Origin of the sequence: Actinoplanes utahensis (assembly GCF_016862455.1) — a bacterium.
In the GTDB taxonomy this organism is placed as follows: domain Bacteria; phylum Actinomycetota; class Actinomycetes; order Mycobacteriales; family Micromonosporaceae; genus Actinoplanes; species Actinoplanes utahensis.
This window is the reverse complement of sequence record NZ_BOMZ01000042.1, coordinates 147,761-170,784: the sequence shown is the minus strand read 5'-3', so window position 1 is coordinate 170,784 and position 23,024 is coordinate 147,761. Positions and strand designations below refer to the sequence as shown.

General features: G+C 71.2%; 24 protein-coding genes. 14 read left to right on the top strand and 10 right to left on the bottom strand.

All coding sequences use genetic code 11. The annotated features are described in order from the left end of the window. Window positions 1-7 precede the first annotated feature (7 nt). Window positions 8-568 carry a suppressor of fused domain protein gene (locus Aut01nite_RS16060; protein WP_052164484.1) on the bottom strand — a complete coding sequence of 187 codons (561 nt, stop codon included), beginning with the start codon at window positions 566-568 and terminating at the stop codon, window positions 8-10. Window positions 569-924: 356 nt separating this feature from the next. Between Aut01nite_RS16060 and Aut01nite_RS16055 the strand changes: the two genes are divergently transcribed. After that, window positions 925-1,797, top strand: coding sequence for an arylamine N-acetyltransferase family protein (locus Aut01nite_RS16055; protein WP_052164483.1), 873 nt, complete (start codon window positions 925-927; stop codon window positions 1,795-1,797). Here Aut01nite_RS16055 and Aut01nite_RS16050 read toward each other — a convergent pair. Continuing rightward, complete coding sequence (locus tag Aut01nite_RS16050) at window positions 1,742-2,224, bottom strand: winged helix-turn-helix transcriptional regulator (protein WP_043532070.1); 483 nt, start codon at window positions 2,222-2,224, stop codon at window positions 1,742-1,744. The genes Aut01nite_RS16055 and Aut01nite_RS16050 overlap by 56 nt on opposite strands. A 56-nt stretch (window positions 2,225-2,280) precedes the next feature. Here Aut01nite_RS16050 and Aut01nite_RS16045 point away from each other — a divergent pair, with 56 nt between their 5' ends. Continuing rightward, window positions 2,281-2,793 (top strand): PaaI family thioesterase, encoded by a 513-nt coding sequence (locus Aut01nite_RS16045; RefSeq protein ID WP_043532069.1) that lies wholly within the window; start codon window positions 2,281-2,283, stop codon window positions 2,791-2,793. Window positions 2,794-2,812: 19 nt separating this feature from the next. Here the strand turns inward: Aut01nite_RS16045 and Aut01nite_RS16040 are convergent, their stop codons facing one another. Further along, window positions 2,813-3,343, bottom strand: a complete 531-nt coding sequence (locus Aut01nite_RS16040) for a mycothiol transferase (protein WP_043532067.1) — start codon at window positions 3,341-3,343, stop codon at window positions 2,813-2,815. Between the two features lie 88 nt (window positions 3,344-3,431). On the opposite strand from Aut01nite_RS16040, the gene Aut01nite_RS16035 reads away from it, so the two are divergent. The 8 genes from Aut01nite_RS16035 to Aut01nite_RS16000 all read left to right on the top strand — a co-directional run bounded on the left by Aut01nite_RS16035 (window position 3,432) and on the right by Aut01nite_RS16000 (window position 11,773). Then, entirely contained in the window at window positions 3,432-4,388 is a 957-nt protein-coding gene (locus tag Aut01nite_RS16035) for a helix-turn-helix transcriptional regulator (protein WP_043532065.1), read from the top strand. A gap of 85 nt (window positions 4,389-4,473) precedes the next feature. Next, the gene (locus tag Aut01nite_RS16030; RefSeq protein WP_043532063.1) at window positions 4,474-5,013 is read left to right on the top strand and encodes an ArsR/SmtB family transcription factor; all 540 of its coding nucleotides are present in this window, start codon (window positions 4,474-4,476) and stop codon (window positions 5,011-5,013) included. Continuing rightward, window positions 5,010-6,305 carry an MFS transporter gene (locus tag Aut01nite_RS16025; RefSeq protein WP_043532061.1) on the top strand — a complete coding sequence of 432 codons (1,296 nt, stop codon included), beginning with the start codon at window positions 5,010-5,012 and terminating at the stop codon, window positions 6,303-6,305. Before Aut01nite_RS16030 ends, Aut01nite_RS16025 begins: the two co-directional genes overlap by 4 nt. Before the next feature lie 123 nt (window positions 6,306-6,428). Next, complete coding sequence (locus tag Aut01nite_RS16020; RefSeq protein ID WP_043532213.1) at window positions 6,429-6,926, top strand: DUF6069 family protein; 498 nt, start codon at window positions 6,429-6,431, stop codon at window positions 6,924-6,926. 195 nt (window positions 6,927-7,121) lie between these two features. After that, window positions 7,122-9,839 carry a cation-translocating P-type ATPase gene (locus tag Aut01nite_RS16015; protein WP_043532060.1) on the top strand — a complete coding sequence of 906 codons (2,718 nt, stop codon included), beginning with the start codon at window positions 7,122-7,124 and terminating at the stop codon, window positions 9,837-9,839. Then, window positions 9,836-10,267 carry a hypothetical protein gene (locus Aut01nite_RS16010; RefSeq protein ID WP_152629078.1) on the top strand — a complete coding sequence of 144 codons (432 nt, stop codon included), beginning with the start codon at window positions 9,836-9,838 and terminating at the stop codon, window positions 10,265-10,267. Before Aut01nite_RS16015 ends, Aut01nite_RS16010 begins: the two co-directional genes overlap by 4 nt. Continuing rightward, window positions 10,264-10,839: an RDD family protein gene (locus Aut01nite_RS16005; protein ID WP_063958878.1), complete on the top strand. Its 576-nt coding sequence runs from the start codon at window positions 10,264-10,266 to the stop codon at window positions 10,837-10,839. Before Aut01nite_RS16010 ends, Aut01nite_RS16005 begins: the two co-directional genes overlap by 4 nt. Next, window positions 10,733-11,773 carry a carboxylate-amine ligase gene (locus Aut01nite_RS16000; protein ID WP_063958877.1) on the top strand — a complete coding sequence of 347 codons (1,041 nt, stop codon included), beginning with the start codon at window positions 10,733-10,735 and terminating at the stop codon, window positions 11,771-11,773. The genes Aut01nite_RS16005 and Aut01nite_RS16000 overlap by 107 nt, the downstream gene beginning before the upstream one ends. Before the next feature lie 184 nt (window positions 11,774-11,957). Here the strand turns inward: Aut01nite_RS16000 and Aut01nite_RS15995 are convergent, their stop codons facing one another. Continuing rightward, window positions 11,958-12,236 carry an SHOCT domain-containing protein gene (locus tag Aut01nite_RS15995; RefSeq protein WP_043532208.1) on the bottom strand — a complete coding sequence of 93 codons (279 nt, stop codon included), beginning with the start codon at window positions 12,234-12,236 and terminating at the stop codon, window positions 11,958-11,960. A gap of 5 nt (window positions 12,237-12,241) precedes the next feature. Beyond that, complete coding sequence (locus Aut01nite_RS15990) at window positions 12,242-12,694, bottom strand: DUF6325 family protein (protein WP_201775632.1); 453 nt, start codon at window positions 12,692-12,694, stop codon at window positions 12,242-12,244. Window positions 12,695-12,914: 220 nt separating this feature from the next. Between Aut01nite_RS15990 and Aut01nite_RS15985 the strand changes: the two genes are divergently transcribed. Further along, complete coding sequence (locus Aut01nite_RS15985; RefSeq protein ID WP_236643125.1) at window positions 12,915-14,423, top strand: hypothetical protein; 1,509 nt, start codon at window positions 12,915-12,917, stop codon at window positions 14,421-14,423. On the opposite strand, the gene Aut01nite_RS15980 is transcribed toward Aut01nite_RS15985, so the two are convergent. From Aut01nite_RS15980 to Aut01nite_RS15960, 5 genes are read right to left on the bottom strand one after another with little or no spacing between them, the layout of a single operon-like run. Beyond that, the gene (locus Aut01nite_RS15980) at window positions 14,413-15,792 is read right to left on the bottom strand and encodes a DUF2252 domain-containing protein (protein ID WP_043532052.1); all 1,380 of its coding nucleotides are present in this window, start codon (window positions 15,790-15,792) and stop codon (window positions 14,413-14,415) included. The genes Aut01nite_RS15985 and Aut01nite_RS15980 overlap by 11 nt on opposite strands. Beyond that, window positions 15,773-16,270, bottom strand: coding sequence for a DUF1269 domain-containing protein (locus Aut01nite_RS15975; RefSeq protein ID WP_043532050.1), 498 nt, complete (start codon window positions 16,268-16,270; stop codon window positions 15,773-15,775). Before Aut01nite_RS15975 ends, Aut01nite_RS15980 begins: the two co-directional genes overlap by 20 nt. A gap of 5 nt (window positions 16,271-16,275) precedes the next feature. Continuing rightward, window positions 16,276-17,322, bottom strand: coding sequence for an AI-2E family transporter (locus tag Aut01nite_RS15970; protein ID WP_236643124.1), 1,047 nt, complete (start codon window positions 17,320-17,322; stop codon window positions 16,276-16,278). Between the two features lie 55 nt (window positions 17,323-17,377). Continuing rightward, the gene (locus tag Aut01nite_RS15965) at window positions 17,378-17,824 is read right to left on the bottom strand and encodes a DUF7144 family membrane protein (protein ID WP_043532048.1); all 447 of its coding nucleotides are present in this window, start codon (window positions 17,822-17,824) and stop codon (window positions 17,378-17,380) included. Beyond that, entirely contained in the window at window positions 17,821-18,093 is a 273-nt protein-coding gene (locus tag Aut01nite_RS15960; protein ID WP_063958876.1) for a hypothetical protein, read from the bottom strand. Before Aut01nite_RS15960 ends, Aut01nite_RS15965 begins: the two co-directional genes overlap by 4 nt. A gap of 136 nt (window positions 18,094-18,229) precedes the next feature. On the opposite strand from Aut01nite_RS15960, the gene Aut01nite_RS15955 reads away from it, so the two are divergent. The 3 genes from Aut01nite_RS15955 to Aut01nite_RS15945 all read left to right on the top strand — a co-directional run bounded on the left by Aut01nite_RS15955 (window position 18,230) and on the right by Aut01nite_RS15945 (window position 22,961). Continuing rightward, a complete protein-coding gene (locus tag Aut01nite_RS15955) occupies window positions 18,230-18,724 on the top strand; it encodes a DUF1269 domain-containing protein (RefSeq protein WP_043532046.1) in 495 nt (164 codons plus the stop codon). A gap of 116 nt (window positions 18,725-18,840) precedes the next feature. After that, window positions 18,841-21,492 carry an MGH1-like glycoside hydrolase domain-containing protein gene (locus Aut01nite_RS15950; RefSeq protein WP_043532044.1) on the top strand — a complete coding sequence of 884 codons (2,652 nt, stop codon included), beginning with the start codon at window positions 18,841-18,843 and terminating at the stop codon, window positions 21,490-21,492. Next, entirely contained in the window at window positions 21,489-22,961 is a 1,473-nt protein-coding gene (locus tag Aut01nite_RS15945; RefSeq protein WP_043532043.1) for an alpha-amylase family glycosyl hydrolase, read from the top strand. The genes Aut01nite_RS15950 and Aut01nite_RS15945 overlap by 4 nt, the downstream gene beginning before the upstream one ends. The last annotated feature ends 63 nt before the right edge of the window (window positions 22,962-23,024 follow it).

Below are 23,024 nucleotides of genomic sequence, written 5' to 3'. Positions count from 1 at the left end.
GCGGATCTTAAGTGGCACCGTCGCGCCGCAGGTCGGAGAGGTTCGTCTCGTGCTCGGTGAAGATCTCCACCAGCGCCTCCCCGCCGTGCTCCTTGGCGAAGGCGATCTCCTCGGCGGTGAGCGGGGCCAGCCAGACGACGACCGCCGCGGTGTCCTCCTCGATGCCCTCGCAGACCGCGAACCCGCTCGGCAGGAACATCGGGTTGATCGCCAGCAGCCCGGTGACCGTCGCCCCCGGCACCACCGGACCGCTCGTGATCACCTGGCCGTGCGGCAGCGCCCAGCCGCGCTCGATCATCCGGCTCGCGATGGCCCACAGCGCCGAGGGAATGTACGCCTCGTCCTCGCCGGTCACGTGCATCAGCAGTTCCTGGTGTACGTGACCGCCGTCCGGCAGGCTCAGGTGGTGCCGGGAGAGACCCAGGGTCGTCAGGGTGAGAACGCCGGGCAACGGCACGTCCGGGCCGAACGAGACGACCCCGACGCCCTCCGGCGTTCTCTCGTCGCCGGAATAGCCGCCCTGGATGGTTCCGAGGTACGACTCCAGGTGTTCGATCAGTTTCGCCACCCAATGATCATGTCGTACCCGTTGGCTAGTGCGGTGTCCACCTACGTTCACCGGGTTGGACTCGGACAGCAGACGGCACAAGTCCTGGTAGCCGGCCACCGGCTTGTCACCGCGCCGCCGCCGCCAAGCGTTGATCTCCAGGACGCAGGCCCACACGTCACCGGCGGAGCGCAGCAGACCGAAACATCGCTGCCGCTGCGCGCGTGAGGCGCAGGCTGATCCGGGCGGTGCGATGCACCACCGGACCGGCACCCTCCACCCGCTGCCTAGGCATGCGACCACTTTATAGACGACGCTAGGCGCAAAGCAAGCCTAGAGCCGGCGAACGTTCGTGGACACCGCGTTAGCGTGTCGGCATGCCCGACACCATCGATGTCCCCGGTTATCTCACCCGGCTCGGCCTGCCCGAGCTGGCCGGTCACCGGCCGAGCGCCGAAGCCCTGGACAGGCTGCACCGGGCGCACGCCGAGCGCGTGCCGTACGAATGTCTGGAGATCCAGCTGGGCCGCCCCACCACGGTCTGCCCGGCCGAGTCGCTGCGGCGGGTGGTGGCCGGGCGCGGCGGCTACTGCTTCCACCTGAACGGGGCCTTCTCGGCGCTGCTGCGGGCGCTGGGTTACACCGTCACCCGCCACGTCGGCGGGGTGCAGGGGCGGCCCGAGGACCCGGCCGGGGCGAACGCCAGCCACCTCGTCCTCACGGTCACCGGCCTGCCGTCGGCGGCGGCGCCCGACGGGGAGTGGCTCGTCGACCTGGGCATGGGCGACGGGCTGCACGGGCCGTTGCCGCTGGTCGCGGGGGAGTACCGGCAGGGGCCGTTCCGGTACACGCTGCGGCCCTCCGACGTGGAGCCGGGCGGCTGGCGGTTCGACCACGACCCGTCCGGCACCTTCCACGGCATGGACTTCCGGTCCGAGCCGGCCCGGATGTCGGAGTTCGCCGCCAAGCACGAGGAGCTGTCCACGTCGCCGGAGTCGGGGTTCGTGCGGGTGCCGGCGGTGCTGCGCCGGGACGCGACAGGCGTCGACATCCTGCGCGGCAGCACCCTGAAGCGGGTCGGCGCCGACCCGTCGCGTGCCGAGCTGACCACGCCGGGAGCCTATTTCGAGGCGCTGTCCGGGGTCTTCGGGCTGACCTTCTCCGCCGCCGACCGGGAGACCCTGTGGCGGCGGGTCAGCGAAGCTGAGCGCCCGGACCGGGACGGGGCTGCACCTCGCGTTTCTCCGTGATGGCGTGCCCGTCGGCGCAGACGATCTCCAGGTGCAGTTCGGCGCCGCAGTCGCGATGGGCGTACTGGATGGGCGGACCCTCGGGGTCGGCCAGGTAACGGTTGCCCCACTCGGCCAGGGCCATCAGGACCGGGTAGAGCTCGAAGCCCTTCGGGGTGAGCCGGTACTCCTGGCGGACCCGGGCGCCCGGCTCCCGGTACGGCTCCCGGCGCAGCACCCCGTTCTCGACCAGGCTCGACAGGCGGTTGGTGAGGACCTGGCGGGGGATGCCGGTGCGGACCCGCATGTCCTCGAAACGGCGGACGCCGGTGAAGATCTCGCGCAGGACGACGAGGGTCCACTTCTCGCCGAGGACGCCCATGGCCCGCTCGATGGTGCAGTTGTCGAAGGACCAATCCAGCGGGGCGGGGGGAGTCTCCGGGAACATGTGAAGAAGGCTAAGTCTCGTTGACAGACGCAGCAAGGCTCTGCCAGCCTGCATCCATGACGCAGACTCAGGATGACACCCGTACCCGCACGTTCGGCTGGACCGACCCCGCCGAGCACGCCCACCTGCTGGGCCGGCGCAGCGGCATGGAGATCCTGCGGGCCATGGCGTCCGGTGAGCTCCCGCCGCCGCCGGTCATGCACCTCATCGGCGGCGAGGGCATCCACGCCGAGGAGGGCACCGTCACCCTCGAGCTCGAGCCGCAGGAGTTCCACTACAACCCACTCGGCAGCGTGCACGGCGGCATCCTCTCCACCCTGCTCGACACCGCGGCCGCCTGCTCGGTGCACAGCACCCTGCCGGCCGGGGTGGGCTACACCAGCATGGACCTCAACGTGAAGTTCCTGCGCCCGGCGACCATCGCCTCCGGCCGCCTCACCTGCACCGGCACCGTCCTGCAGCGGGGGAGGCGGACCGCGTTCGCCGAGGCCCGCATCACCGACGGGACCGGCCGCCTGATCGCCCACGCCACATCCAGCTGCATGATCTTCGACCTGCCGGCCGCCTGAACCGGCGGGTCCTCGCCGCTTAAATCGGCGGGTCCTCACCGGTCAGGCCGTCGACCGCCTCGCGTAGCAGGTCCGCGTGCCCGGTGTGCCGGGCGTACTCCTCGATCACGTCGATGAGCACCCGCCGCAGACGGGGCGCCCGGCCGTCCGGCCCAGTGTCGCCGGCCGGCTGATCCAGGCCATCCCGCTCCAGGGCGGCGGCGAGGTTCGTGCGGGACCTGGCGGCACAGTCGTGCCAGAGGGCGTACAGCTCGGCCGGGCTGTCGTCCGCCGCGCTGCGCCATGCCCAGTCCGGTTCGGCGTCCCAGTCCACGCCTCGCCACAGGGCTGCCGGTTCCCGGCCCAGCCGGATCGAGAAATACATGTCCTCGACCAGGGCCAGATGCTTGATCAGCCCGCCCAGCGTCATCGTGCCGGCGGGGGCGGTCGCGCCGAGCCCGGCCCGGTCGAGGCCGCCGGCCTTCCAGATGAACGTGCGCCGCTGGCGTTCCAGCGATCCGATCAGCGTCTCGGCCTCGGTGCCGTCGAGGGGCGGTTCCGTCAGGATCATGCCGCGAACGGTAACCTCGGTTCCGGACGATGTGCTTCCGGTTCCCCAAGCCTCTTCCGGGGAGTCCTCCGCGGGATCGAGGTCACCGATGGCGAGTCCGACGGCGCGGGCGCTGATGGCGTACGAGGCCGTGCAGGGCAGCCCCGGCATCACCGCGGACCGGCTCGCCGAGCGGCTGGGCGGCGTCACCGAGCGGGCCGCGCGCCGCTACATCGCGATCCTGCGCGAGGCCGGCATCCCGATCGAGTCGGTGCGGGGACCGTACGGCGGCTATCGCGTCGGCCGCGGCGCCCGCCCCGCACCGCTGATCTTCACCCAGGCGGAGGCGCTCGGCCTGGTCATGGCCGTCCTGGACGGTCATCATCAGGCCGGTGACGCCGCCGATCCGGTCGGCAGCGCCCTCGGCAAGATCGTCCGGGTCCTCCCGGAACGGTTGGGCGCCCAGGTCGAGGCGATGCGGCACACCGCGGCGCCCGCACCCGACCGGTCCGCCGCACGGCCCGACCCCGAGATCACGTCCGGGCTGGTCCAGGCTTGCGCCCAGAGCTTGCGGGTACGGGTGGACTACCGCACCGGGACCGGCCGGGAGTGGACCGCCGAAGTGGACCCGTGGGCGATCGTCGTCCGCCACGGCCGGTGGTACCTGCTCTGCCACTCGCACACCGCCGCCGCCCGCCGCGCCTACCGCATCGACCGTATCGCCGCCGTCGAGATCCTGGCCGGCGCCTTCCGGCCACCGGACGGCCTGGACCCGGTCGCCGCCCTGGACGAACACCTCGCCGCCGGCTGGGCGCACACCGCCGAAATCCTGATCGAGGCCTCACCCGCCGAGATCCACGAGTGGATCAGCCCGGCCCTCGGTGCTCTCCGGCCCGCCCTCGGCCGTTCCGGCGCGAGCCTGCTGACCGGCACCACCGACAATCCTTTCTGGTACGCCCACCAGCTCACCGCCATCCCCAACCCCTACCGCATCCTCGGCGGCCCCGAGCTGCTCGCCGCCGCCCGCCGGATCGCCGACCGTCTCCGCACCGCCGCCGACGGTTAGCCCCGCCGGCTCGTCGCCCTTCCCGCGGGCGGGTCTTCGCCAAATGCGGTTGCCCAATGGTCAAGAAACGTTGACCATTGGGCGCATGCCTGCCGACGATCTTCCCGATACGTTCCACGTCACCACGGACGAGCAGCTCCGCGCCGTCTCCAACCTCACCCGCCACCGGATCATGGCCGTGCTGCGCTTCGAGCCCGCGACGATCACGCAGATCGCCGAGCGCGTGGGCCTCGCGAAGGGAAGTTCCAGCTACCACGTACGGCTGCTGGAACGGGCCGGCCTGGTGAAGGTGGTCCGAACGCGGAAGGTCCGCGGGGTCACCGAGCGGTACTACGCGATGGCCGCGCGGTCCATCGAACTGCCGGATCCGGGCGAGGGCGGCCCCGACGTGCTCATGCGGCATGCGGTGGCGGACCTGGAGGCCGCGCCGGTGGATGGCGAGCGGCACGTACGGATGGCGCATCTGCGGCTCACCGAGGAGCAGTTCGCGGAACTGGGTGCGCGGTTGCAGGCCCTGGCGGACGAGTACCGGGAGCGGTCCGATCCGTCGCTGCCGGACGTGTCACTCGTCTTCGCGCTGTTCCGGCCGGCGCGACCCGAGCGGGCCGAGGGGGACGCGAAATGATCTCGGGCGCCGGGAAGTCGCCGACCGGGTTCGGGCGGCTGTGGACCGCGCAGACGATCTCCTCGTTCGGTGACGGGGTGACGCATGCCGCGCTGCCGTTGCTCGCGTTGACGCTGACACGGGATCCGATGGCGCTTGCCGTCGTCACGGCCGCCGGGACGCTGCCGTGGCTGCTGTTCGGGGTGCTCGGCGGTGCGCTGGTGGACCGTTGGGACCGTCGGCGCACGATGTGGGTCACGGACGCGGCGCGCGCGGTGCTGCTGGCGATACCGGTGGCGGCGGCCGCGCTCGACGTTCTGAGCATTCCCCTGCTCGCGGCGGTCGCCTTCCTGCTCGGCCTCGGCGGGCTCTTCTTCGACACGGCCGCCACGGCCTATCTGCCGGATCTGCTCGGCCGCGACCCCGCACTGCTGGAGCGCGCCAACGCCCGTCTGCGCGCCACCCAGACCGCCGCGTCCGGCTTCGCGGGGCCGCCCGCGGGCAGTGCGCTGCTCGCGCTCGGGCGGGCGGTTCCGCTGCTCGCCGACGCGGTGTCGTTCGCACTCTCCGCGCTGCTCGTACGGTCGCTGCCCGCCACGTCCCGGCCCGTGACACAGGCCGGTGAGTCGCTGCTGCGGCAGGCGCGAGCCGGCGCCGCGTACGTCTTCCGGGACCGCTTGCTGCTCGGGCTCGCGCTGCGGCCGGCGGTCGGGAACATCGCCTTCGTCGCCGTGGAGACCGTGCTCGCGCTCTTCGCGCACGACCGTCTCGGCCTCGCCACCGTCGGCTTCGGTCTGCTCCTCACGGCGGAGGCCACCGGCGGTCTGGTCGGCGCGGGCATCGCCTCCTTCCTCGGCCGGCGACTCGGCACCGGCACCGCGCTGACCTGCACGGCCGCGGTCGAAGGGCTTGCCGTCCTCGGACTGGCCGCCGCCCCGGATCCGTACGTCGCCGGCATCGCGCTCGCCGTCTGCGGAGCGGGCATGGGCGCCACGATGGTGCTCGCCCCCTCCCTGCGGCAGGCGATCGTCCCCGCCCACCTGATGGGCCGGGTCACCTCCACCTCCCGCATGCTCGCCATGTGCGCCGCCCCGTTCGGCGCCTTCCTCGGCGGCTGGCTGGCCGCCACGTTCGACGTGCGCACCCCGCTCTACACCGCCGGCGGCCTCCTGCTCACCATGACCGCCGTCACGGCGACCATGACCAGCAACCGCCGGGTCGAGGCGGCGCTGCGCGGCGTCGCCCCGGCCCGCGGTCCAGCCGGCCCCGAGCCCGGCGACCCCGTTCGGCAGGGTGCCGCCGACTCGCCGTGACACGGTGGCGTTCCGACCGTGGCGGGCGGTGCGGGTGGTGGTTCATCCTCGCCGGATGAGGTGGGGGAGAGGGGTGGCGGAGAGGCTCTGTTCCGGCAGTTCGTGTTGCTGGAGGAGGACCTCATGTCCGGTATGTACCCGCCGGGAGACCCGCGCCCGAGTCCCACGATCAACGCCGGGAAACTATGGGCCGGAGGTGCGGCGACGGCAGCCGTGGCGGCCCTGATCGCGATCGCCGGTCTACTGCTCGGCCGAGGACTGTTCGGGGTGGACGTCCTCGCGCCGAAAGGGGAGGGCACCTGGGGTGACGCCTCCACCGGCTGGTACGCGCTGGGCGCCGCCCTGGCGGCGCTGGCGGCCACCGGGCTGATCCATGTGCTGATCCTGACCACGCCGCGGCCGATGCGGTTCTTCGGCTGGGTGGTCGCGCTGGCCACGGTGGTGGCGATGCTCGCGCCGTTCGTGACGGACGAGAGCCTCGGGTCCCGGATGTACACCGCGGGGCTGAACTTCGTGCTCGGCATGGCGATCGGGTCGCTGGTGGCGGGAACGGCCAAGACGGCTGTCATCCCGGTCGTCGTGCGGCCGGCGCCGCGGCCTCGTCCCGGTCAGTACGGCTGAGTGCTTCGCCCGTACCAGGTGAGCCCGTACCAGGTGAGGCCGTACCAGGTGAGGCCGTACCAGATGATGCCGTGCCCGGAGCGCGAGCCGGGCGGACCGTGAGCCGCCGGGCGGACCGGAAGCGGGAAGAGCCCGGGGCCGGAGGCGCCGTCGGGCGTCAGGAGAGCGCCCCGTGAAGGGGGGAAGGAGCATGCGATGGCCACCATGACCTCCGCGCCGGAAGTCGAGGAGGCGCTGGCTTTTCACGTGCTCTCCGTTCCGGAGGCACTGGAAGCGGAGAAGGTAGACCGACAGCGTGGGCTCAGTGCCGAGGAGGCGGTGAAACGGCGGGCGAAGTACGGGCCGAACCGGTTCGCGGAGGCGAAGAAGGAACCGTGGTGGCGCTCGTTCCTGCGGCAGTACGCGGATCCGATGCAGATCGTGCTGCTGGCCGCCGGGATCGGCAGCCTCTACCCGCTGAAGCAGTGGGGGACCGGCATCCTGCTGATCGCGCTGACCCTGCTGAACGCGGCGCTCGGCCTGCACCAGGAGGGTAAGGCCGCGGCGGCGATCGACGCCCTGCAGAAGATGATGATCATCAAGGCGAAGGTGCGCCGGGACGGGGCCCTCGCCGAGATCCCGGCGGAGGAGCTGGTGCCGGGGGACGTCGTCGTGATGGAGGCCGGTGACGTGGTGCCGGCGGACGGGCGGCTGCTGCGCGCGGCCACCCTCGAGATCGACGAGTCGGCGCTGACCGGGGAGAGCCTGCCGGCGGCCAAGGACGTCACCCCGGTCGGGGCGGCGGACACCCCGCTCGGCGACCGGTCGGACATGGCGTACATGAACACCAACGTCACCCGCGGGGCCGGGGAGCTGCTGGTCACCGCGACCGGCATGGCGACCGAGGTGGGCCGGATCTCCGGCATGCTGCAGACCGAGAAGGACGCCGAGACGCCGCTGACCCGGCAGCTCAGCAAGCTCACCAACCAGATCCTGGTGATCGCCGGGATCGCGCTGCTCGCGTCGGTGGCCATCAACCTGGCGCGGGGCAACGAGTTCGCGGTGGTGTTCACGGCGGCGGTGGCGTTCGCGGTGTCGGCGATCCCGACCGGCCTGCCGGCGGTGGTCACCACGATCCTGTCGCTCGGCACCCAGATGCTGGCGAAGGCGAACGCGATCGTCAAACGGCTGCGGTCCACCGAGACCCTCGGGTCGACGTCGGCGATCAACTCCGACAAGACCGGGACCCTGACGCTGAACCAGATGACCGCCGTGGAGATGACGATCCCGGGGCGGCGGTACACGATCTCCGGAGGCGGTTACCGCACCGACGGGGTGATCAAGCGGGTGGCCGGGCAGCCCGACGTGCCCCTCGAGGACTTCCTGCTGCCGATGATCCTGGCCTCGGACGCGGTGATCAACGACGGGAACCTGATCGGCGACCCGACCGAGGGCGCGCTCGTGGTGCTCGCCGAGAAGGGCGGGCTGGACACCGAGGCGACCCGGCAACGCTATCCGCGGGTGGCGGAGCTGCCGTTCGACGCCGCGTACAAGATGATGGCGACCTTCCACCGGATGACCGATGCGAACGGCGCCGAGGTGATCCGCTGCTTCGTGAAGGGTGCGCCGGACCAGGTGCTCGCCCGTGCCGGTCATCGTCCGCGGCCGGAGGATCTCGCCCTGACCGCGGTGGACGACGACTTCCGCGAGCGCTACCTGGCGGAGAACACCCGGCTCGCCGAGCAGGGGCTGCGGGTGATGGCGACCGGCCGCAAGGACTTCGACCCGGCCGGCTTCGACCCGGACGGCGACCTCCTGGAGATGCTGGACGGCCTGACCGTGCTGACCCTCGTCGGGATCGTCGACCCGCCGCGCCCGCAAGCCCTCGCCGCGATCGCCGAGGCGCACGCCGCCGGCATCGAGGTCCGCATGATCACCGGCGATCACGCGGTCACCGCCGCGACCATCGCCGGCAAGCTGGGCATCCGTGGCCGGGCGATCACCGGAGCCGAGTTCGGCGCGATGAGCGACGAGGAGGCGGACCGGGAGATCGACGGGATCGGCGTCATCGCCCGGGTCACCCCGGAACACAAGGTGCGGCTCGTCGAGGTGCTCAAACGCAAGGGCCACATCGTCGCGATGACCGGCGACGGGGTGAACGACGCGCCCGCGCTGAAGAAGGCGGACATCGGCATCGCGATGGGGATCACCGGCACCGAGGTCAGCAAAGAGGCCGCGGCGATGATCCTCACCGACGACGACTTCGCCACCATCGTCAAGGCCGTCGAGCTGGGCCGGGCGCTCTACGCCAACCTGAAGAAGTACATCTTCTTCCAGATGGGCGTGCTGGTCGGCATGATCATCACGTTCCTGGGGGCGAGCGTCGGCAACATCGCGGCCGGCGTGCCGTTCCTGCCGCTGCAGAGCCTGTGGCTGAACTTCACCACCCAGGTCTTCCAGGCGGTCGGGCTCGGGTACGGCAAGGCCGAGGCCGACATCATGAAACACAAGCCCCGCAAGTCCGACGAGCCGTTGCTGACCAGGGGAGCGCTGGGCTGGCTGAGCTTCCTCGGCCTGGTGATGGGCGGGCTCACCCTGCTGGTGATCTGGTGGGCGGACCGCGGCTGGGACCTGGACACCGGCCGGACCATGGGCCTGACCGCGTTCTCCATCGCCAACCTGGCCTTCTCCCTGACCGTACGCAGTGACGTCCGCTCGCTGTTCAGCCTGGAGACCTTCGGCGACCGGCGGTTCGTGATCACCACCGGGATGTCGGCGGCGGCGATCGTGCTGGCCACCGAGTTCGGGCTGTTCCAGCGCATGCTGCAGACCACCGAGCTGGACCTCCGGCAGTGGCTGATCTGCCTGGTCGCCGGGGCGCTCGTGATCGTGCCCACCGAGATCCGGAAGGTGTTCCTGAGGAGGCGGCGATGAGACTGTCTCAGTGGGGTGACGTGGCGATCGGTGTGCTGGTCCGGGCCGGGGAGGACGCCGGGCAGCGACTGTCCCGGCTGCGTACCGCGGTGGCCTCCACCGAGCTGACCAGCCCCCGGCTCAACGAGCGGCTGGACGTCCTGGCCCGGCGCGGCGCCGCCGAACGGGTCCGGATCGTGGACTCGGCGATCATCGCCCTGGCCACCTCCCCCATCGTCGACCGGGTCGTGGAGATCCAGCTGGACCGGGTTCTGGAGCTGCTGGAACGCGAACCGGACCGGATCCGGGCACTGGTCCGCGGGCAGCGGGACAGCATGGTCGGAGACGTGGTCGGGCGGTTCCGGGCCGGCGCCGCCGCCGGGGACGACGCGGTGGATCGGCTGACACTGCGCTGGACCCGGAACGGGAACGCCGAGACACCGACATGAACCCGTACGCCGGGCTGGTCAGCCGGTCGGCGGCGTACCTTCTGGACGTCCTGATCGTGGCCGTGACGACCGGGGCGGCAGCGATCACCTTCGCGCTGACCGCCTCGGTCCTCGGCGCGGAGGGGCGGCAGCTGGCCCGGGTCGTGCTGACGTCCTCCGTGGTGTTCCTGCCGGCGATCATGGCGGTCTACTGCGCGCTCTTCTGGATGTTGGCCGGGCGTACGCCGGGAATGGCGGTGTTCGGCCTGCGCGTCGTCGACCGCTTCGGCCGGCCGCCACGCTGGTACGCGGCGCTGGTCCGCGGCCTGCTGACGGCATACCTGCCGGTGCTGGCGTTGTGGCTGCTGGTCGACCGGCGCCACCAGGGACTTCACGACAAACTGGCCCGTACGTCGGTGCTGCGCTCACCCCGCGGGGATGAGGTGACCGTGACGACCCGGATCGCATCCTCCATGCGTGCTGACCATGGGAGTCGAGGAAGAGTTCCTGCTGTTGGATCCGGATGGGGCGGTGTCTCCACAGGCCCCGGCCGTGATGCGGAACATCGGCGGGGACGACCGGATCAAACCTGAGTACATGGCCTATCAGGTCGAGACCACCACATCCGTCTGCACCGGCCTCGGTGAGCTGCGCAGCGAACTCATCCGGCTACGGCTGATCGCCGCCGAAGCCGCCGAGGCGGCCGGTGTCCACCTGGTCGCCAGCGGGTCACCGCCGTTCCCCGGCGGGCCGCTGGACGCGCTCAGCGCCGACGACCGCTACACCGAACTGGCCCGCCGGTTCCCGGAGGCGACCGCCGCCGGCGCCACCTGCGGCTGCCACGTCCACATCGGGGTGCCCGACCGGGAACTGGCCGCCGCCGTCCTCACCCGCATCCGGCCCTGGCTGCCGGGCCTGCTGGCGCTCACCGTCAACTCGCCGGTCGCCGGAGCCAGCGACACCGGCTGGGCCAGTTACCGGTACCAGACCCAGCTGCACTGGCCGACGTTCCGGCCGCCGGGCGTGTGGCCCAGCGCCGAACGGTACGACCGGGAGGTGCGATCGCTGCTCGCCGCGGGGACGGCCATCGACGCGTCCGGCATCTACTTCCTGGCACGGCTCTCCGCCCGATTCCCGACCATCGAGGTACGGGTCGCGGACACCGGGCTCAGCGTCGCCGACACCGTCCTGTTCGCCTCTGTCACCCGGGCACTCGTCGCCACCCTCGTCGAGGACGTCGAAGCCGGGGCGAAAGTGGCGCCGCCGGCGGGCAGCCTGGTCAGCGAACGACTGCTGGCGGTGGCGCGGGGCGGGGGCCGTACCGGCGCCGAAGCGGACCGGCTGCTCGCGAAGATCACCCCGCAGCTGGACGCGGCAGGCGACACCGGCGAGGTGTACGCGGAGGTGGAGCGGTTGCGACGGGAGGGCACCGGTGCGCAGCGCCAGCGGATGCTCTTCGAGAGGTACGGGCCGACAAGCGGTTTCGTCGCCGCCCTCGCCGGCGAGACAGCCCCCCTCCGCCTCTGACCCGCCTTCCCGCGTGTGGGTTTGCGGCGTGTATGGCGGCTGAAGTCGACACGCGGGGTGCTGCCCTTCCCGCGTGTGGGTTTGGGGCGTGTATGGCGGCTGAAGTCGACACGGAAAGAGGCGCACCGGCCACCGTGGCGGGCATGCACGACGGTGACCGGCGCGGGTTCCGGGGTGGAGCGGGTCAGGAGGCCAGGATCCGTTGTTTCTGCTGTTCGAACTCGGCGTCGGTGAGCACGCCCTGTGCCTTCAGCTCACCGAGCCGGCGCAGCTGTTCGAGCTTGGCCGTGGTGGGATCGGGTTCCGGTTGCTCGGGGTAGGCGGGCTGCTGTTCGTAGTACTGCTGTTCGTCGGACTGGCGGGACCAGCGGCCCACCTGACGGCGGGAGACACGGTTGGAGACCGCGGTCGCGGTGCCCGCGACGACAGCGGTGCGGGCGATACCACGCAGAAGTCCGGGCATCGTGATCACCATCCTCCGGGGGAGATGCTGCTGTGCTCTTTCTCGGTCTCGTCCAGCGCGGCGATCAGCGACTGCACCGGGATCCGGCCGCCGGCGACCAGGTGCGCCCCGTTCTCCCGGAGCTTGACGGCCAGCGGCGCCGCCCAGGTGTTCTCGTAGACCAGGATCACGGCGGCGGAGCCCGGTTCCAGCACCGCGCCGAGGTCCCGCATGTCGTCGCCACCGAGCATGCCCGAGGCGGCGCCGTGGAATGCGCCGAGCCCGCTGAGTTCGAGTTCCCGTCCTTCGACGGCGACCACGCCGCCGTCCTCCCGCCGGCGGACGAAGAGGATGTCCAGCACCCGGATGATCTTGCGATCTACCAGGTCCATCAGTAGGGGGAACGCGGTCCCGTTCAGGCTGCCGTCGGGGAACTCGACGCACAGGTAGTCGACCGGTCCCATCTCCTGCAGTTCCATCTCATCGCTCTCCCGTCTCGTAGCGGTGGGGTCAGACTGCTCGGCTCGGAGCGGAAGAGCCTCATCCGGTACGGGTGAATCGTCGAATCGGATCCTTCGGTCATTCCGGGTGCATGCGGGGTTCACCCGTGCCGGATGAGGCGACCGCGGTGGGCTCGGCGGGACCGTCGGCGGGTGGGGCGGGGCACGCCCGGCCCACACGTCTCGGCGAGGAGGAGAGATGACCAGCTCGTCATCGACGACGACAGGGTCCGGAGCGCCCGGCGAACCGGTGCCCCACCCCGCCGACGAGACCGTGCCGCGGGAGGGTGCCGCTGAAGAAGGCGGGACCGGGCCGGGGGAGACCGGGGCCGGGGCGCCGGCGAGCGCGGCGACCGTACCGGGAAGGGATGCCGAGGAGCTGGAGCGGCTGCGCGCGGAGGTCGCCGCATTGCGTGGCCAGCTGGAGACCCGGCGCCGGAGGCCGCCGAGAAGTGGCGCGATCCGCCGGACCGTCGCCGCGATCCTCGCCGCGGTGGCGGCGTTCGCGCTGGTCACCAGCGTCGTCGGGTTGTGGGCGGCGCGTACCACGCTGAACACCGACCGGTGGGTGGCCACCGTCGCGCCGTTGCCGCAGGACCCGCGGGTGAACACGGCGGTGGCGCAGTACGCCACCACCGAGGTGTTCCGGGTGCTGAACGTCGAGCAGCGGCTGCGGGACGTATTGCCGCCGCAGGCCGGGTTCGTCGTCGGGCCGATCACCGGCCAGCTGCGCGAGCAGGTCGACAAGACGGTGACGCGGGTGCTGAGCAGCGACCGTTTCCAGGCCATCTGGGCGGAGCTGAACCGGCAGGTGCATCAGCGGATGGTGGCGGTGATCGAGGGGACCAGCGCGGTGATCACCGCACGTGAGGACCGGATCGAGATCGATCTGCTGCCGCTGATCAATCAGGTGCTGCGGGAGTTGAGTGAGCAGCTGCCGACGCTGTTCGGCAAGCAGATCATGCTGCCCGACCTGAGCAGCGGCGCGATCCCGGAGAATCTGCGGCTGCGGGTCGAGGAGGCGCTCGGGGTGAGCCTGCCGGCGAACTTCGCGCAGTTCACCGTCTACGACTCCGGGCAGCTGTGGGAGGCGCAGCAGGCGGTGGCGGCCGCGAAACGGTACCTGGCGCTGTTCGTGGCGGGGACGATCCTGCTGCTGCTCGCCGCGTTCGTGATCTCGCCGGGGCGGCGCCGGACGGCGGTGCAGTTCGGGTTGTGGCTGGTGGTGGCGGCGGTGGCGATCACCGCGTTGCTGCGGGCGGTCCGCCGGCACATCCTCGGGGAGGTGCCGGCCGGGGTGTACCGCGACGGCGTGGACGCGACCATGACCACGGTGTTCAGCCTGCTCCGGGAGCGTGGCGTGCAGCTCATCGTGATCGGTGCGCTGATCGCGCTGCTGGCGTACCTGGCCGGGCCGGGGCGGATCCCGGTGTGGTTGCGGGGCGGCGTCCGGCGCGGGGCGGTCGCCGGGTGGCGGTGGACCCGGCAGGGCGGGACGTACGCGGTGCGCCGCGGGCCCGGCCTGATCGCCGGGCACCTCGACGCCTTCCGGGTGGGCGGGCTCGCCGTCGCGGCGGTGCCGGCACTGATCCTGTCGTCGTGGCAGTCGCTGCTGGTGATCGCGGTGCTGCTGGTGGCGTACGAGATCGGGGTGACCCTGATCGCCCGCAACCACGACGGTGTGCCCGCCGAACCGGTCATCCCGTGAGGCCGGCGGCGAAGGCCGCGTGGTCGGCCTCCGTCCGATCGGCGTAGGCCTCCGCGAACGGGACCATCGCCTGTTCGAACTTGGCGCTCTTGCCCAGATAGGCGGCGATCGCGAGGCGGTCGCCGCCGCGGGCGTGGGCGCGGGCCAGGGTCCAGCCGCACAGCCTCGCGTACGCGGTCATCCCCGCCGGGTCCATCTCGCTGACCGCGGCCGACCCCTTCCAGTCGCGCAGCTGGCGCACGTAGAAGTCGCGGGTCTCACCGTCGAAGCCCTCGACGGTGTGCCAGCCCAGGAAGATGTCGCTGGCCGCCTGCAGGATCCGCTGGCCGGAGACGACCCGGCGGCCGTTGCTGCCCCAGTCCGGCGCCGGTTCGGCGCCGGAGATGCCGGCCAGCACCGACGGCCCGGCCTCCTTGACCTGCAGCAGCAGCGGGTCCTGATCGTCGCGGCCGGTCAGCAGCACGATCCAGCAGCGGGTGCCGACGCTGCCGACGCCGACCACCTTGCGGGCCAGGTCGACGAACTCGAACTTGTCGAACAGGTGCCGCCGGTCGTCGGCGAGGCTGTCGCGGTACCCGGCCAGCAGCTCGCGGATCTGGTCCTCCAGGACCTTGCGGGCCACCCCGGGCAGCAGGTCGCCGATCGGCACCACCAGCGGCGGGTCGGCGACGATCCGCCGGCCGGCGTCGGTCACCGCGGTCAGCCGGTGGTAGGCCTGCAGGCTGTCGCGGGTGCGGGCCTTGGCCCCGGCCCGGGCGATCCGATCGCTGCGCCGCCTGCCGAGCCCGTCGCCGAGACGTTCGCGCAGCTCGTCGATGTCGGCGCGGGCGTACCAGACGTCGAGTTCGCGCATCGCCGCGAACTCCCGTATGGCGGCCCGGTAGCGTTCGGCGGCCGCGAGCACCACGGCGGCCCGCTGGCGGCGTTTGAAGCCGTTCTCCCGCCCGGCCAGGGCGAGGCTCGCGACGAGCCGTTTGACATCCCACTCGAAGGGGCCGGGATGGGTCTCGTCGAAGTCGTTGAGGTCGAAGACCAGCCGGCGTTCCGGTGACGCGTAGACGCCGAAGTTGAACAGATGGGCGTCGCCGCAGAGACGGCTGGTCAGCCCGGTGGAGGGGGCGGCGGCCAGGTCGGCGGCCATCAGCACGGCGGCGCCGCGGTAGAAGGCCAGCGGCGAGGCCGCCATCCGCTGGTGCCGGATCGGCAGCAGTTCCGGGACCCGGCCGGTCTCCTGGGCGGTGAGCAGCGCGACCGGGTCGGGCCGGTCGGCGGCCGGGCTGAAGTCGGCGTGCGCGCCCGGTGCGATCCGGTCGCGAGCCGCCCGCCCGGCCGCCTCCCGAGCGGCCGGGTCACGCGACGGTGTGGTCACCGAAGGTCTCCATCAGCATGCCCTTCTCCTCATCGGTGAGGTTCGTGGCGATCAGCTTCTGGTGCATCCCGTGGAACCGCTCGCCGAGCCGGTCCAGGTTGCCGTGGTCGGTGACCAGGAACAGCGCCGAGGTGCCCTCGGTGACCTCCAGCCGGATGGTCTCCAGCTGCTCGCGGTCGATACCGGTGCCCTCGGTGGCCTTGACCAGGGCGCCGATGCCCGCGCCGACCGCGCCACCGATCACCGGGACCAGGAACAGGCCGCCGATCACGATGCCCCAGAACGCGCCCCAGCCGGTGACCCGCCAGGTGCTGGAGTGTTCATGGTGGGTCTCCGGTCTGGCCGCGCCTTTCGGCCAGGTGACCACCGCGTAGTCGACGATGTGCACCAGGCCCTCGGCGGCGGCGTCCTTCAGGATGTGGGCGTAGCGTTCGGCCCGTTCGGGTTCGTCGAACTTCCATACCGTGAACGTCGTCATGGCCGTCATCGTCCGGCCGTGCCGTCCCCGGTCACCTCATCCCGGGGGAGCGATCCTCCGCCGAGCAGCCCGTTCAGCCAGCGCGTCGACGGGTCGACGTCGATCAGCAGGCCCTTCGCGAGCAGGGTCAGCGGGATGGCCAGCAGCGCCCCCAGCGCCCCGAGCACCCAGGCCCAGAAGATCAGCGACAGGAACGAGACGGTCGCGGACAGCCCCACCGCGTCCCCGACGATCTTGGGCTGGATCACCGACTGGATGATGAAGTTGACCACGCAGTAGACGGCGATCACCCACAGCATCAGATCGGGCCCACCCTGCAGCAGGCCGAGCAGGGCGGGCGGGATCAGCCCGATCACGAAGCCGACGTTCGGGATGTAGTTGGTGATGAACGACAGCAGCCCCCACAGCAGCGGCAGCGGAATCCCCATCGCCCACAGCAGCACCGTGTCGAAGGCCGCCACGATCAGGCCGAACACCGTCGTCACCAGCAGGTAGCGCCGGGTTCCGGTGGCGAACGAGTGGAGCGCCCCGATCACCTCCGGGCGCTCCGCCCCGGCCGTCCGTAGCTTGGCCGGGAAACCCACCGTGTCCAGGCACATGAACAGCAGCACGGCGAGCACGAACACCGAGTTCGACAGGGCGCTCGCCAGGCCGCCGAACAGGACCTCCAGCAGACGTGCGAAGGAGCCCGGCTCCACCCCGGCCACCGCGCCGCGCAGCTGCTCGGCGTCGATGCCGAACCCGCTGAGCGTGGCGACCAGGTCGTCGCGCAGGGCGGTGAACTGCGCCTGGTACTGCGGCAGCAGCTCGATCAGCCGGGACACCGAGACGGCCAGCGCCGTGCCGAGGGCGAACAGTCCCGCGTAGACGGTGACGATGGTGGCCGTGGCGGCCACCCAGACCGGCGCGCCCCGGGCGCGCAGCCAGCCGGTGATCGGGCTGGCCGTGACAGCGAGCATCAGGGCCAGGAAGACCGGGCCGACGATGTCCGCGACGCCGCGCATCCCGGCCACCAGCACGACCAGGCAGGCCGAGCCGAGCAGTACTATCACGCCACGCGGAAGCCCGGCGGCACCGATCCCGTGATCGGTGCCGGCCGGGCGGAGATCAGTACTTGACCTCACGGCCGTGGGCGCAGAGCGCGTAGATCACGATGACGTCCAGGGCGATCACGATGGTGGACCAGATCGGGTAGGCCGGCAGGAAAGCCAGGTTCACCAGAGCGCTCAGCACCGCGATGATGATGCCGACGACCCGGGCCCAGGTCTGCCCGGCCAGAATGCCGAGGCCGGTGCCGACCGCGATCAGGCCGAGGATCAGGTGGGTCCAGCCGTAGGCGCTGAAGTCCACCGGCACCACCAGGCCGGCTTCGGTGGTCAGATAGAACTCGTCACGGAACAGGGCGATCACACCCTCGATCGCCTGGAATCCGCCGAGCATCAGAAGCATGACGCCGGCGAAGACCACCATCCCCACCCAGCCGGTGGGCTGCCGGCGTCCGGAGGGCCCATACGGCTCGTCGAACGACTGCCGCGACGCCTCTGTGTCGGTCATGGTTGTCTCTCCCTCGTACGGGGTCCGTGGTTGCGGGCCGATCCTGTCGCCGGACCGGTCACGGTCACGCCATCCGTGACGGATGAAACGCTGACCAGCTCCACACCGGACCCGGTGAGCCGCGACAGCAGCAGTTCCAGATCGGTGTGCGAGAGCCGCCCGTGGATGGTGCTCTGGTAGGGCAGCGTCCGGCAACGGAGGTCGCTGAGCGCCATCCGGAGCAGTGGGCCGAGGAAACCGCGAACCCTGATCTCGTAACGCTCCTGCATGGCGTCCTCTCCTTCCGTCGGATCCCAGAGTCGCCTCCGGAAGCGGCGCCGTACTTCCTCCCACAGGGATGAGGCCGGTCACCGCCGGCCCGTGGCTGACTGATCGGGACGTGATGAGGCACGGAAGGAGTTCGACATGGCAACACTGGTCGCCATCGGGTACCCCGACGAGACCACGGCGACAGCGGCGTCGCTGGAGGCGAACCGACTGGCCAAGGATCTGATCATCCAGCCGGACGCGATCGCGGTGATCATCCGGGACCGCGAGGGCAAGTTCCACGTGACCACCAACCACCACGCGGTGGGCGGTGGCGCCACCTGGGGCATGTTCTGGGGCCTGCTCTTCGGGATGCTGTTCTTCATCCCGATCCTCGGCATGGCGGTCGGCGCGGGCCTCGGTGCTCTCACCGGCAAGCTCGCCAAGGGCGCCATCAACAAGGAGTTCCAGCAACGGATCCGCGACGAACTGCAGCCCGGAACCTCGGCGCTGTTCCTGGTCGTCGAGGCCGTCACGCCGGACAAGGCCGTCGAGGCGCTCAGCAAGTACGGCGGCACGGTGCTCAAGTCCTCCCTGCCGAAGGAGACCGAGGCCGAGCTGCAGGAGGCTCTGCACGGCGGTGAGCAGCGGTAACGTCCGCCCTCTCACCAGACGCCGCCCGGGTTGCCCCGGGCGGCGTCTTGGCGCGTATGGCGATTCATCCGTGCCGGGGGACGTAGCGGCGGGCCGGCCGGGACGAGCCTGAGGGCATGGCCATCAACAGTGAGCAACGGCGCCTTCACGATGCGGATACATCCGCCGTGCCCTGGCGGATGTGGGGACCGTACCTCAGCGAGCGGCAGTGGGGCACGGTCCGGGAGGACTACAGCCAGGGCGGGGACGCCTGGACCCATCTCAGTCACGACGACGCGCGGTCCCGGCCGTACCGGTGGGGTGAGGACGGCATCGCCGGGTTCAGCGACGACGAGCAGTCGCTCTGCCTGGCCGTGGCGATGTGGAACGGCAACGACCCGATCCTCAAGGAACGGTTCTTCGGGCTGACCAACGCCGAGGGCAACCACGGTGAGGACGTCAAGGAGTACTGGTTCTACGTCGACGCCACGCCGACCCACTCCTACCAGCGGATGGTCTACAAGTATCCGCACGCGGCGTACCCGTACGAGGATCTGATCGTCAACAACCGCGACCGTGGCCGCCAGGACTTCGAGTACGAGCTGCTCGACACCGGGATCTTCGATGGCGACCGGTACTTCGACGTGGTCGTCGAGTACGCGAAGGCCGGCCCCGAGGACATCTTGGGCCGGATCACCGTGCACAACCGCGGCCCGGAGGCGGCGAGCCTGCGCCTGCTGCCCACGTGCTGGTTCCGCAACACCTGGTCGTGGGACCGGCCGGAGCCCAAGCCGGCGCTGCGGGCCGCGGGCGAGCACGTCGAGGCGGTCCACCACAAGCTCGGCACCCGCTGGTTCACCGTGCTCGGCGGGTTCCCGATGCTGTTCACCGAGAACGAGGACCCCGGCAAGGACGCCTTCCACCGGTACGTGGTGCACGGCGACACCGGCGCCGTGAACCCGGACGGGACCGGCACCAAGACGGCCGCCGACGTGGCCCTCGACGTGCCGGCCGGCGGCTCGGTCACCGTCCGGTTCCGGCTCTCCGAGCAGCCCGCGTCCTCGTCGGAGGCCGAGTTCGACGAGGTCGTCGACATGCGGCGGGCCGAGGCCGACGAGTTCTACGCCGGCATGCTCGACCCGCGCCTGGGCGACGACGAGCGGCAGGTGGTCCGGCAGGCCCTGGCCGGGATGCTGTGGAGCAAGCAGTACTTCGGCTACGACGTGGAACGCTGGCTCACCGGGCACGGCCTGGACCCGCTCGCCGCCAAGGGGATCCGCAACGGCGACTGGTTCCACATGATCTGCAACGACGTGATCTCCATGCCGGACAAGTGGGAGTACCCCTGGTTCGCCGCGTGGGACCTGGCGTTCCAGACCATCCCGCTGGCCGTGGTCGACCGGGAGTTCGCCAAGGGCCAGCTGGAGCTGCTGCTGAGCCGCCGCTACCTGCATCCGAGCGGGCAGATCCCGGCGTACGAGTGGAACTTCAGCGACGTCAACCCGCCGGTGCACGCCTGGGCCACCTACCTGGTGTACGAGCTGGACAAGGCACGCCGTGGCGGGCACGGCGACCACGCCTGGCTGGAGGCGATCTTCCACAAGCTGGCGAAGAACTTCACCTGGTGGGTCAACCGCAAGGACCACGACGGCAACAACGTCTTCCAGGGCGGCTTCCTCGGCCTGGACAACATCGGCGTCTTCGACCGCAGCGCGCCGCTGCCCACCGGCGGCTACCTGGACCAGGCCGACGGCACCGCGTGGATGGCCCTGTACTGCCAGAGCATGCTGCAGATCGCCCTGGAGCTGTCCCAGCGCGACGAGGTCTACCTGGAGCAGGCGCAGGCGTACTTCGAGCACTTCGCCTGGATCGCGGTGGCGGTCGGCCACGAGACCGGCAGCGCGGCCATGTGGGACGAGGAGGACGGGTTCTTCTACGACCTGCTGCGGCTGCCGGACGGCAGCGCGGAGAGGCTGCGGGTGCGGTCGCTGGTCGGCCTGCTGCCGCTGGCGGCGACGACGGTGTACGAATCCCTCGTCACGTCCCGGTACCCGCAGCTCATCGAGGGTGTGCAGGACTTCGTGAACCGGCATCCCAGCGTCAGTTCGGTGCTGTCGCGAGGGCGGGCGCTCGGCCGGCACGGGCAGCACCTGCTGGCGCTCTTCGACGAGAACCGGCTGCGGCGCATCCTCGCCCGGCTGCTCGACGAGGAGGAGTTCCTCAGCCCGTACGGCATCCGCTCGCTCTCCCGGCACCACCGCGACCACCCGTTCGAGTTCCGCGTCGCCGACCGGACGTACTCGGTCACCTACCAGCCGGCCGAGTCCGACAGCGGCATGTTCGGCGGCAACTCCAACTGGCGCGGCCCGATCTGGTTCCCCGCCAACGTCCTGGTGATCCGTGCCCTGATGAACCTGTACGTGGGCTACGGCGACGACTTCACCGTGGAGTGCCCGACCGGCTCCGGGGTGAAGATGACGCTGTTCGAGGTGGCCCGGGAGATCTCCGGCCGGCTCACCGCGATCTTCCTGCCGGGCCCGGACGGCAGGCGCCCGGTGCACGGCGGCCAGGACGTCTACGCCACCGAGCACTGGCGTGACCTGATCACCTTCAACGAGTACTTCCACGGCGACAACGGGGCCGGCCTGGGCGCCGCCCACCAGACCGGCTGGACCGGCCTGGTCGCCGTCTTCCCGAACGTGTTCGCCGGGCTGTCCGGGGTGGACCTGCTGGACAACGGCATGGCCGGCGTCCTGCAGCAGGCGCCCGGCGTCAAGGAGGAGCGATGAGCAGCGGATGGCCGGCGGCGCCGGCGGTGTACGAGATCTTCACCTGGCCCTGGCTGACCGGCCTGAGCCGCCGGTACGGCAGGGACGTCACCCTCGGCGACGTGCCCGGTGAGGTGTGGGACGAGGTGGCCGTGCCCGGCGTGGACGCGGTCTGGCTGATGGGCGTCTGGGAACGCAGCCCGGCCGGTCTGGCCGTTGCGCACGCGAACGACGGCCTGCAACGGTCCTTCCGGGAGGCGTTGCCGGACCTGGCCGAGGCGGACGTGGTCGGTTCGCCGTACTGCGTGCGCCGTTACCGGGTCGACGAGCGGCTCGGCGGGACGGAGGGGCTGGCCCGGGCCCGGGCCGAACTGCGGGCGCGCGGGGTCCGGCTGGTGCTCGACTACGTGCCCAACCACGTGGCCCCGGACCATCCGGCGACGATCGAGCATCCGGAGTGGTTCGTGCAGGGCGGCCCGGAGGATCAGGCGGCCGATCCGGCGGGCTGGTTCACCGTGGCCGGTCGGGTGCTCGCCAACGGCAGGGACCCGTACTTCCCGCCGTGGCCGGACGTGGCCCAGCTCAACGCGTTCGACCCGGGGCTGCGGGACGCGGCGGTGGAGGTGCTGACCGGCATCGGCGAGCAGTGCGACGGGATCCGCTGCGACATGGCGATGCTGCTCACCAACGAGGTGTTCGCCCGGACCTGGGGCAGGTACGTGGGGGAGGCGCCGGCCGCGGAGTTCTGGCCGGCCGTCATCGAGCGGGTACACCGGCGGCACCCGGACCTGGTACTGATCGCCGAGGCGTACTGGGACATGGAGTGGACGCTGCAACGGCAGGGCTTCGACTTCTGCTACGACAAGCGGCTCTACGACCGGCTGGCGCATGAGGACGCCGAGTCGGTGCGCAAGCATCTGGCCGCCGACCGGGACTACCAGGACGGGCTGATCCGGTTCCTGGAGAACCACGACGAGCCGCGGGCGGCGGCGACCCTGCCGGGCGGGCGGGGCCGGGCCGCCGCTGTGGCGATCGCCACCCTGCCGGGTGCGGTGCTCTGGCACGACGGGCAGTTCGAGGGACGGCGTACCCGGTTGCCGGTGTTCCTGGCCCGCTTCCCGGACGAGCCCGCCGACCCGGACCTGGCGGCCTTCCACCACCGGCTGCTGGCCGTGGCCCGGCCGGTGCGCGAGGGACGCTGGCGGCAGCTCGACACCCGTGGCTGGCCGGACAACCAGACCCACCGGGAGGTGCTGACCTGGGCCTGGCACGGCGACGAGACGCCACACCACATCGTCGTGATCAATTTCAGTGACCGGCCGGCCCAGGCCATGGTCGAACTGCCCTGGCCGCGGCTGGCGGGGCGGTCCTGGCGGCTGGCCGATCAGCTGAGCGGCCAGGTCTTCGAGCGGGACGGTGACGAGCTGGCCGGCGCCGGCCTGTACATCGATCTTCCTGCATGGGGATCGCATATTGTGACGCTAAGTTAACGTCAAAAGCACTCACCGTAACCGAACTATCCGATCCGGACGATGTGCGATGCGGGCGACGCG

Coding starts and splice junctions, on each gene's coding strand:
- Aut01nite_RS15950 (WP_043532044.1), top strand. CDS start 18,841: ATGGCCATCAACAGTGAGCAACGGCGCCTTCACGATGCGGATACATCC.
- Aut01nite_RS16025 (WP_043532061.1), top strand. CDS start 5,010: ATGATCTCGGGCGCCGGGAAGTCGCCGACCGGGTTCGGGCGGCTGTGG.
- Aut01nite_RS16035 (WP_043532065.1), top strand. CDS start 3,432: ATGGCGAGTCCGACGGCGCGGGCGCTGATGGCGTACGAGGCCGTGCAG.
- Aut01nite_RS16040 (WP_043532067.1), bottom strand. CDS start 3,343: ATGATCCTGACGGAACCGCCCCTCGACGGCACCGAGGCCGAGACGCTG.
- Aut01nite_RS16050 (WP_043532070.1), bottom strand. CDS start 2,224: ATGTTCCCGGAGACTCCCCCCGCCCCGCTGGATTGGTCCTTCGACAAC.
- Aut01nite_RS16045 (WP_043532069.1), top strand. CDS start 2,281: ATGACGCAGACTCAGGATGACACCCGTACCCGCACGTTCGGCTGGACC.
- Aut01nite_RS16020 (WP_043532213.1), top strand. CDS start 6,429: ATGTCCGGTATGTACCCGCCGGGAGACCCGCGCCCGAGTCCCACGATC.
- Aut01nite_RS16000 (WP_063958877.1), top strand. CDS start 10,733: ATGGGAGTCGAGGAAGAGTTCCTGCTGTTGGATCCGGATGGGGCGGTG.
- Aut01nite_RS15990 (WP_201775632.1), bottom strand. CDS start 12,694: ATGGAACTGCAGGAGATGGGACCGGTCGACTACCTGTGCGTCGAGTTC.
- Aut01nite_RS15985 (WP_236643125.1), top strand. CDS start 12,915: ATGACCAGCTCGTCATCGACGACGACAGGGTCCGGAGCGCCCGGCGAA.
- Aut01nite_RS15955 (WP_043532046.1), top strand. CDS start 18,230: ATGGCAACACTGGTCGCCATCGGGTACCCCGACGAGACCACGGCGACA.
- Aut01nite_RS15960 (WP_063958876.1), bottom strand. CDS start 18,093: ATGCAGGAGCGTTACGAGATCAGGGTTCGCGGTTTCCTCGGCCCACTG.
- Aut01nite_RS16010 (WP_152629078.1), top strand. CDS start 9,836: ATGAGACTGTCTCAGTGGGGTGACGTGGCGATCGGTGTGCTGGTCCGG.
- Aut01nite_RS16030 (WP_043532063.1), top strand. CDS start 4,474: ATGCCTGCCGACGATCTTCCCGATACGTTCCACGTCACCACGGACGAG.
- Aut01nite_RS16005 (WP_063958878.1), top strand. CDS start 10,264: ATGAACCCGTACGCCGGGCTGGTCAGCCGGTCGGCGGCGTACCTTCTG.
- Aut01nite_RS15965 (WP_043532048.1), bottom strand. CDS start 17,824: ATGACCGACACAGAGGCGTCGCGGCAGTCGTTCGACGAGCCGTATGGG.
- Aut01nite_RS16055 (WP_052164483.1), top strand. CDS start 925: ATGCCCGACACCATCGATGTCCCCGGTTATCTCACCCGGCTCGGCCTG.
- Aut01nite_RS15995 (WP_043532208.1), bottom strand. CDS start 12,236: ATGCCCGGACTTCTGCGTGGTATCGCCCGCACCGCTGTCGTCGCGGGC.
- Aut01nite_RS15945 (WP_043532043.1), top strand. CDS start 21,489: ATGAGCAGCGGATGGCCGGCGGCGCCGGCGGTGTACGAGATCTTCACC.
- Aut01nite_RS16015 (WP_043532060.1), top strand. CDS start 7,122: ATGGCCACCATGACCTCCGCGCCGGAAGTCGAGGAGGCGCTGGCTTTT.
- Aut01nite_RS15975 (WP_043532050.1), bottom strand. CDS start 16,270: ATGACGACGTTCACGGTATGGAAGTTCGACGAACCCGAACGGGCCGAA.